Below are 8298 nucleotides of genomic sequence, written 5' to 3'. Positions count from 1 at the left end.
GAGGCTCACCAGCCGCCCGCGGAAAGCGGAGTGTATTTCCGGAGCGGAGTTAGATGCTCAACTCAAAATCCTAAGTTAAGTTACCGCATAGTTTCTATCTACTATTTGGTAGAATAATGCCCAATAAAAACAACAAAGTTGTACAATACAGCCTTTTAGTCTAAAAGGCTTCTACTGTTTGTGATTTAATTGTGTCGTTTTTTCACATTTATTGTTAATTTTATGGAAAGGCTTTATACTGTAATAATGAACAACAATACATATAATATTTTTCTTCATAGATAGAAAGGAGATTGATTAATGAACGAGAAGCAACGTCTTGAACAAGATCAAATTAACCCAGTTCAATCTGAGGATAAACTTTCTGAGAAAGATAATATCGATCGCATTAAAAATATTTCTAGTGATGATCTGATTGCCAAGTATTTCCAAACTAGCTATCAGCCACCGGATTTAAAAAAAGCAAGAAAGCGTCGTAAGGAAGAAGTTCAATTCCACTATGATTTTCAGATTCCTGACGAAATGGAAAGCATAGGCAAGGGGAAAAAATTTCTTATAAGAACATACGGTTGCCAAATGAATGAGCATGATACAGAAGTTATGGCTGGAATTTTAACCGAAATGGGATATGAATCAACAACAGAAACAACTGAAGCAGATCTTATTTTACTAAACACTTGTGCCATTCGTGAAAATGCTGAAAATAAGGTATTCGGTGAAATTGGTCACTTAAAACCATTAAAACTTGAGAAACCGGATCTGATTCTTGGAGTTTGTGGCTGTATGTCACAGGAAGAATCCGTTGTAGATAGAATCATGAAAAAACATCAACATATTGATATTGTGTTTGGTACACATAACATTCATCGTTTACCAAACTTAGTTCAAGAAGCAATGTTTAGTAAAGCACAAGTAGTTGAAGTTTGGTCTAAGGAAGGAGATATTATTGAAAACCTTCCAAAAGTACGTAAAGGGAACATTAAAGCATGGGTTAATATTATGTATGGATGTGATAAATTCTGTACATATTGCATTGTTCCAATGACTCGTGGTAAAGAGAGAAGTCGTAGACCAGAGGATATTATTCAAGAGGTTCGACATCTAGCAGCACAGGGATATCAGGAAATAACATTACTAGGTCAAAATGTTAATGCGTATGGGAAAGATTTTGAAGACATAGATTATCGATTTGGTGATTTAATGGATGACATGTACAAAATTGATATTCCTAGAGTTCGCTTTACTACATCCCACCCAAGAGACTTTGATGATCATCTAATTGAAGTTCTTGGAAAAGGTGGGAATTTACTCGACCATATCCACTTACCAGTGCAATCAGGAAGTAGTGAAGTATTAAAACGAATGAATCGTAAATATACTCGTGAAGATTATTTAGAATTAGTACGGAAAATCCGTAAGGCAATGCCAAATGCTACGCTTACAACTGATATTATTGTTGGTTTCCCTAATGAGACAGAGGAACAATTTGAGGAAACAATGACCCTTGTAGAAGAAGTTGGATTTGAAGCGGCATATACATTTATCTATTCGCCACGTGAAGGAACACCAGCTGCAAAGAAAAAGGATGATGTTCCGGAAGAAGTGAAAAAGCAACGTTTATATCGCTTGAATGAGCTTGTTAACAAGCAAGCAGCGGCATCTATGAAGTCATATGAGAACAAAACTGTAAAGGTACTAGTAGAAGGCGAAAGTAAAAAAGATCCAAATGTTCTAGCTGGCTATACGGAGAGGAATAAACTAGTAAACTTTATAGGGCCTAAATCTTCAATTGGTAAAATTGTAGATGTTAAGATTACAGAAACAAAGACATGGTCCTTAAACGGAGTCATGGTTGAAAATACGGTAGAGGTGAAATAAATGGCTGAATATACACGTACACAAGTACTTGAAGAAGCAAGAAAATTAGCAGAAATGTTAGCGGGAACAGAAGAAATCGACCGCTTCAGACAAGTTGAAGCAAAATTAAATGAAAATCAAAAAGTAACAAAGTTAATCCAAAAGATTAAAACATTACAAAAGCAAGCAGTTAATTTTCAAGCTTATGAAAAAAGAGAAGCTTTAAAACGAATTGAAGAAGAAATTGATCGTCTGCAAGCTGAAGTAGATGAGATTCCAATTGTACAAGAATTTAAAGAAACTCAAATCGTCGTTAATGATGTGTTACAACTCGTATCTGGAACGATTGCACGAGAAGTAACCAACAAAGTAATCGAAGCAACAGGTGGAGATCCACTATCAGGAAAAACAGCATCAGCAGATAAAAACAGCGTTGGCTGCGATCATTAAGTTTTCATACTACAGAAACATAGATTAATAAATAGAAATACTGTGTGGACTTAGGAAAACGATTATTCTAAGCTCAAAAAGCTAAGTAAGAATAAAATTCTTACTTAGCTTTTTTTATTCTTAAAATCCCTCTAACTATCATTCCGTAACGGTTATCGCCTAAAAAAATTCATAATTATTTACCTTTCCTAGTTTCATGATGAACATTAGGTATTTGTCTTGCATAAAATGACTATGAAAAAAGAGGAGGTAAACGTAATTATGAGTTTTCTAGATAAAGACTACCGAGAAATTATTACAAAAGCGGTTATCGGCAAAGGTAAAAAGTTCACGCAAGCTACTCATTCAATTTCGCCATCACATAGACCTACAAGTATCTTAGGATGCTGGGTTATTAATCATCTATATAACGCAAAGAAAAAATCTGAAGATACCATTGAAGTTAATGGAAGCTACGACATTAACATTTGGTATTCCTATAATGATAATACAAAAACAGAGGTAGTTACGGAAAGAGTAACATACTGCGACTTAATTCCTCTAGGTGTTTTAGATGATAATTGCATTAATGATGATTATGATGTAATTTGCAAGGTGTTACAACAACCAAATTGCCTGGAGTGCAGAATTTCAAATCAAGGTAATAAGATCCTAGTAGACATTGAAAGAGAATTTATGGTGCAAGTCGTTGGCGAAACAAAAATTTATGTGAAAGTTAAACCAAAAGGATTCAAACAACATGATGATGATGAAAGTTGGGATTATGCTGTAACTGAGGATGAGTTAAGTGATTTAAAACCAGACTTTCTTGAGAGTAGCTCAAGTTCAAGAAGTAAAGACTAGAAAACTTACGGGGGGTTGTTCCTCGTAAGTTTTTTTTTACACTAGTTTCACGGTACATGTGATATTTTATGCTATAATATTAGAATAATATGTAGGCTTTTGGAGGATTTTGTAATGGCAAAACATACACCAATGATGGAACAATATTTAAGAATAAAGGCAGAACATAAGGATGCATTTTTATTCTTTCGATTAGGTGATTTTTATGAGATGTTTTTTGAGGATGCTATTAAAGCATCAAGAGAATTGGAGATCACGTTAACAAAACGCGATGGTGGACAAGATGAAAAGATTCCAATGTGTGGTGTACCTTATCATGCAGCAGGGAATTATATAAAGAATTTAGTGGAGAAAGGGTATAAAGTAGCCATTTGTGAACAAGTGGAAGACCCCAAAACCGCAAAAGGAGTTGTTAAGCGTGAAGTGGTACAACTAATTACTCCTGGAACGGTTATGGAAAGTACCATGTTAAGTGAACGGAATAATAATTATATTGCAAGTCTATCACATTTTCAGGATGGATCATTTGTCGTAGTCTATTGTGATCTTTCAACCGGTGAAAGTAGAATTGCTCAAATAAATTCAGGATTTGACCGAGTAATCCATGAACTTTATAACCAACCAATAAAAGAGATTGTGGTTTCATCTAACCTGTCAGATGAACTACAAACACAGTTAAAGGACAGATTACAAGTAACATTGTCTTATCAGGACGAAGTAACCTTTAATGGGGAATATCGTGCTATTTGTGAAAACTTAAATGATGAACGATTAGTAAAAGCATTTAGTCGTTTGCTAAATTATGTCCAATTTACGCAAAAACGTTCTTTAGATCACTTAAAACAAGCAGAGATTATTGAGCTTAATGCTTATCTTTCACTAGATATGTACTCTAAGCGTAATCTGGAGTTAACCGAAACAATCCTTAGAAAGGGAAGACATGGTAGTTTACTTTGGGTATTAGATAAAACAGTTACTGCGATGGGTTCAAGGATGTTAAAAAAATGGTTAGAGCGACCATTGCTAGATAAAATTCAAATTGAAAATCGATTAGAAGCGGTTGAAGGCTTTTATCATGCATTTATGGAACGAGATTCATTACGAGAAAGTTTAAAATCTGTCTATGATCTAGAACGGCTAGCCGGAAGAATTGCATTCGGAAATGTAAATGCACGTGATCTTATCCAACTCAAAAAGTCATTAAAAAAAATTCCAGAAATAAAGGATATACTTGCATCTTTCGATAATAACTTTATTCATCAGTTAGCTGATCACTTAGAATATCCAAGTGAAATAGTTGATATTCTGGAAACTAGTATTATAGATGATCCACCGATTTCCATAAAAGAAGGAGGTATTATCAAGGATGGCTATCATGAACAACTAGATACGTATCGATATGCTTCGAGGAACGGTAAAAAGTGGATTGCAGAACTAGAACAAAAGGAAAAACAAGAAACAAATATTAAGTCATTAAAAATTGGCTATAATCGTGTGTTTGGCTATTATATTGAAGTAACAAAAGCAAATCTCCACCTTTTGCCAGAAGGTAAATATGAACGTAAGCAAACATTAACCAATGCGGAACGATTTATCACACCAGAACTAAAGGAAAAAGAGCAGTTAATACTAGAGGCAGAGGAAAAAAGCATTAACTTGGAGTACAACCTATTTAGTGAATTACGGGAAGAAATCAAATCGCAAATTCCAAGGATTCAATATTTAGCGGACATTGTAAGCAAAATAGATGTACTTCAAGCATTTGCAACTGTAAGTGAAGCAAATAATTACAAGAAACCAAGTTTCACTGATGCAAAATTGAAAATTAAATCTGGTCGTCACCCAGTTATTGAAAAAGTAATGGATGATGGGACATTTGTTCCAAATGATATTATGTTAGATAATGAAAAAAGTATTTTATTAATCACAGGTCCCAATATGTCTGGTAAGAGTACGTATATGAGACAATTGGCATTAATAGCGATCATGGGACAAATTGGCTGTTTTGTACCATGTGATGATGCAGAACTTATTATTTTTGATCAAATTTTTACCCGGATTGGAGCAGCCGATGATCTTGTATCAGGTCAAAGTACCTTCATGGTTGAAATGCTCGAAGCAAATCATGCAATTGCTAACGCGACTGAAAGAAGCTTAATCCTACTTGATGAAATTGGACGTGGTACAAGTACTTACGATGGAATGGCACTTGCTCAATCCATTGTTGAGTTTATACATGATAATATCCATGCAAAAACATTATTCTCCACTCATTATCATGAATTAACAGCATTAGAAGAAAGTCTTCCAAGATTAAAAAATATTCATGTTCGTGCAGAGGAATATGAAGGTAATGTTGTATTTCTGCATCAAATAAAAGACGGTGCTGCAGATAAAAGTTATGGTATTCATGTTGCTAAACTTGCAAACTTACCAGATGAATTGATCAAACGTGCAAGTGTGATTTTAAATCAATTAGAAAGCTTTGATTCAGGTGAGAATCAACATATGGCAATTGAAGAAACTAATCAACTTTCATTCTTTGAAGAAGTTGTTAAGCTGGAAAAATCTAAATCAAAAATAGGAGCTGAGGAAGAATCTACAATACTTGAAAACTTAACTGACTTAGATTTGTTTGACATGACACCATTAGAGGCGATGAATGAACTGCATCGTTTGCAAAAGTTAGCAAAACAAAAGGTGATAACAAAGTAGTAAATAGAAAGGATACTTTCTAATGAAAATATTTCAAATGCCAGATGCATTAGCGAATAAAATAGCTGCAGGTGAGGTCGTTGAGAGACCAGCTTCTGTTGTAAAAGAGTTAGTCGAAAATAGTATCGATGCAGGAAGCAGCTGGATAAAAATAGACGTTAACGAAGCTGGACTAGAACAAATAAAAATAACAGATGATGGAGAAGGAATGGCTGAGGATGATGTAGAGAGATCTTTTCTTCGTCATGCAACTAGTAAAATTCGTAATGAATCAGATCTATTTCATGTGCATACACTAGGCTTCCGAGGTGAAGCTCTAGCCAGTATTGCATCTGTCAGTCGATTAACAATTAAGACGTCACAGGGAGATTCTGCTGGAACATTTTTATCTCTTGAAGGTGGAGAAGTGCTTGAAAAGGGTAAAAGTGACGCTAGAAAGGGTACGGAGATAACCGTTTCCGATTTATTTTACAACACCCCTGCTCGATTGAAATATATGAAGACAATTCATACGGAACTAGGGCATATAACAGATTTATTAAACAGGCTTTCGCTATCGCATCCTGAAATCCGTTTTGAAGCGACACATAATGGTAAACCTTTATTTAAAACACCTGGAACTGGGGATTTACTGCAAGTTATCGCACAAATTTACGGTATGGGCGTTGCCAGGAAAATGCTACCAATTAAAGTAGAAACGCTAGATTTCAAGATAAATGGGTATATTGCAAAGCCTGAGATTACTAGAGCATCAAGATCTTATATTTCGATTATTTTAAACGGTAGATATATAAAAAGTATCCCAATCACCCAAGCTATTATCCGTGGATATCATACTTTGTTACCTATCGGCCGTTCGCCTGTAGTCGTGCTACAAGTGGAAATGGATCCAATATTGGTTGATGTCAATGTCCATCCAACGAAACTGGAAGCAAGGTTTAGTAAGGATAAAGAACTTTATACGTTAATTGAAGATCAAATCCGTACAACCTTTAGACAAACTAGATTAATTCCTGAAATGGAACAAAAGTCTAAAGATATACCAAAGCAAAGCTTTCAGAGATCGTTAAACTTTGATGAAACTTTACCAGTTGCAAGAGAATCATGGCAACCAACTAATGACACGGATACAATAAGTTATCAACAAGAATCTATCATACAAAAGCTTACAGAGAAACAGCCAATAGTAAATCAAAAAGACAATGAACAGGAAAAAATATATACACAAAAAGAGTTCAAACAAACGTTTGTTCATCAAGAAGTGAATACGAATCAAGAAGAGGTAATTGCACCAAATGATCGTGTTCCAGCTATGTATCCAATTGGCCAATTACATGGAACATATATATTAGCTCAAAATGAAAATGGTTTTTATATGATTGACCAACATGCAGCACAAGAACGGATCAAATATGAGTTCTTCAAGAAAAAACTAGGGCAAACTTCAAATGAAGTACAAGAATTACTCATTCCAATTACCTTTGAATTTTCAAAGCAAGAATCAATTTTTATCGAACATTATAAATCGGAATTAGAGAATGTGGGCTTATTTTTTGAAAGTTTTGGTAATCAGTCATACATTATTAGATCGTACCCTAATTGGTTTCCAAAGAACTTTGAAGAGGAAGTTATTAGAGAAATGATTGAGCAGATTATGCAAGATGAACGAATAAATGTAGAAGCAATTCGTGAAGATGCTGCTATTTTAATGTCATGTAAACGTTCGATTAAAGCAAATCACTATTTAAATAATGATGATATGTTTCGATTACTTGAAGATTTAAGAAAAACTACTGATCCATTTACTTGTCCACATGGGCGACCAATTATAGTTCACTTTACAACATATGAATTAGAAAAAATGTTTAAACGTGTCATGTAATAGGTATATTTCCACTGTACTTCGATAATCCTAAACATAAGTGCGAAATTTAGAGGTTAAACAAGCACTTTATGATTTTATAAAGGTGGAGTACAGTTGGAAAATCAAAATTTAATTAATTTTTTAAATCAACTCTTATCTAACCAATTTGTGATGTACGTAAAGTTACATCGATATCATTGGTTTATACAGGGAAGGCATTTTTTTGGACTTCATTCATTATTTGAGGAAATGTACAAAAAGTTCGCAAATGATCTTGATGAGGTTGCAGAAAGAATTCTAATGATAGATGGAAAACCACTAGCAACAATGTCAAAGTATTTAAAAGAAGCTACTTTAGTTGAAGCCAGTGCAGATGATAAAGAAGATGAAATAATTGACCAATTACGTGATGATTATAGGCAATTAATTACTGAGATTCGTGATGTTGGATTTAAGCTTGCAGATGAGCGAAGTGATGAACCAACAAAAGATTTATTAATTTCTCTTCTAGGAAGCTATGAAAAATATGTTTGGATGTTATCTGCTTACCGCGCATATAAATAAAAGAA

The 8298-nt window shown here is 34.2% G+C and carries 6 protein-coding genes; all 6 read left to right on the top strand.

Features of this window, described 5'->3' with window-relative positions:
• The first annotated feature begins 300 nt into the window (after positions 1-300).
• Positions 301-1878 (top strand): tRNA (N6-isopentenyl adenosine(37)-C2)-methylthiotransferase MiaB, encoded by a 1578-nt coding sequence (miaB, locus tag K332_RS0111370; protein ID WP_026907560.1) that lies wholly within the window; start codon positions 301-303, stop codon positions 1876-1878.
• Positions 1879-2307, top strand: a complete 429-nt coding sequence (locus tag K332_RS0111365) for a YlbF/YmcA family competence regulator (protein WP_026907559.1) — start codon at positions 1879-1881, stop codon at positions 2305-2307.
• Between the two features lie 261 nt (positions 2308-2568).
• Positions 2569-3150, top strand: a complete 582-nt coding sequence (gene cotE / locus K332_RS0111360) for an outer spore coat protein CotE (RefSeq protein ID WP_026907558.1) — start codon at positions 2569-2571, stop codon at positions 3148-3150.
• 114 nt (positions 3151-3264) lie between these two features.
• Positions 3265-5865, top strand: coding sequence for a DNA mismatch repair protein MutS (gene mutS, locus K332_RS0111355; protein WP_026907557.1), 2601 nt, complete (start codon positions 3265-3267; stop codon positions 5863-5865).
• Positions 5866-5887: 22 nt separating this feature from the next.
• Positions 5888-7747: a DNA mismatch repair endonuclease MutL gene (gene mutL / locus K332_RS0111350; RefSeq protein WP_026907556.1), complete on the top strand. Its 1860-nt coding sequence runs from the start codon at positions 5888-5890 to the stop codon at positions 7745-7747.
• A 96-nt stretch (positions 7748-7843) separates the two neighbouring features.
• Positions 7844-8293 (top strand): Dps family protein, encoded by a 450-nt coding sequence (locus K332_RS0111345; RefSeq protein ID WP_026907555.1) that lies wholly within the window; start codon positions 7844-7846, stop codon positions 8291-8293.
• Positions 8294-8298 lie beyond the last annotated feature (5 nt).

This window comes from Paucisalibacillus globulus DSM 18846 (assembly GCF_000482485.1).
GTDB lineage: Bacteria > Bacillota > Bacilli > Bacillales > Amphibacillaceae > Ornithinibacillus > Ornithinibacillus globulus.
Note: the sequence above shows the minus strand (reverse complement) of the source record. Positions and strands in the feature narration are given on the sequence as shown.

Bases quoted from the DNA above. Each gene is read 5' to 3' on its own strand.
- mutL (WP_026907556.1), top strand. From the start codon at position 5,888: ATGAAAATATTTCAAATGCCAGATGCATTAGCGAATAAAATAGCTGCA.
- K332_RS0111365 (WP_026907559.1), top strand. From the start codon at position 1,879: ATGGCTGAATATACACGTACACAAGTACTTGAAGAAGCAAGAAAATTA.
- mutS (WP_026907557.1), top strand. From the start codon at position 3,265: ATGGCAAAACATACACCAATGATGGAACAATATTTAAGAATAAAGGCA.
- miaB (WP_026907560.1), top strand. From the start codon at position 301: ATGAACGAGAAGCAACGTCTTGAACAAGATCAAATTAACCCAGTTCAA.
- cotE (WP_026907558.1), top strand. From the start codon at position 2,569: ATGAGTTTTCTAGATAAAGACTACCGAGAAATTATTACAAAAGCGGTT.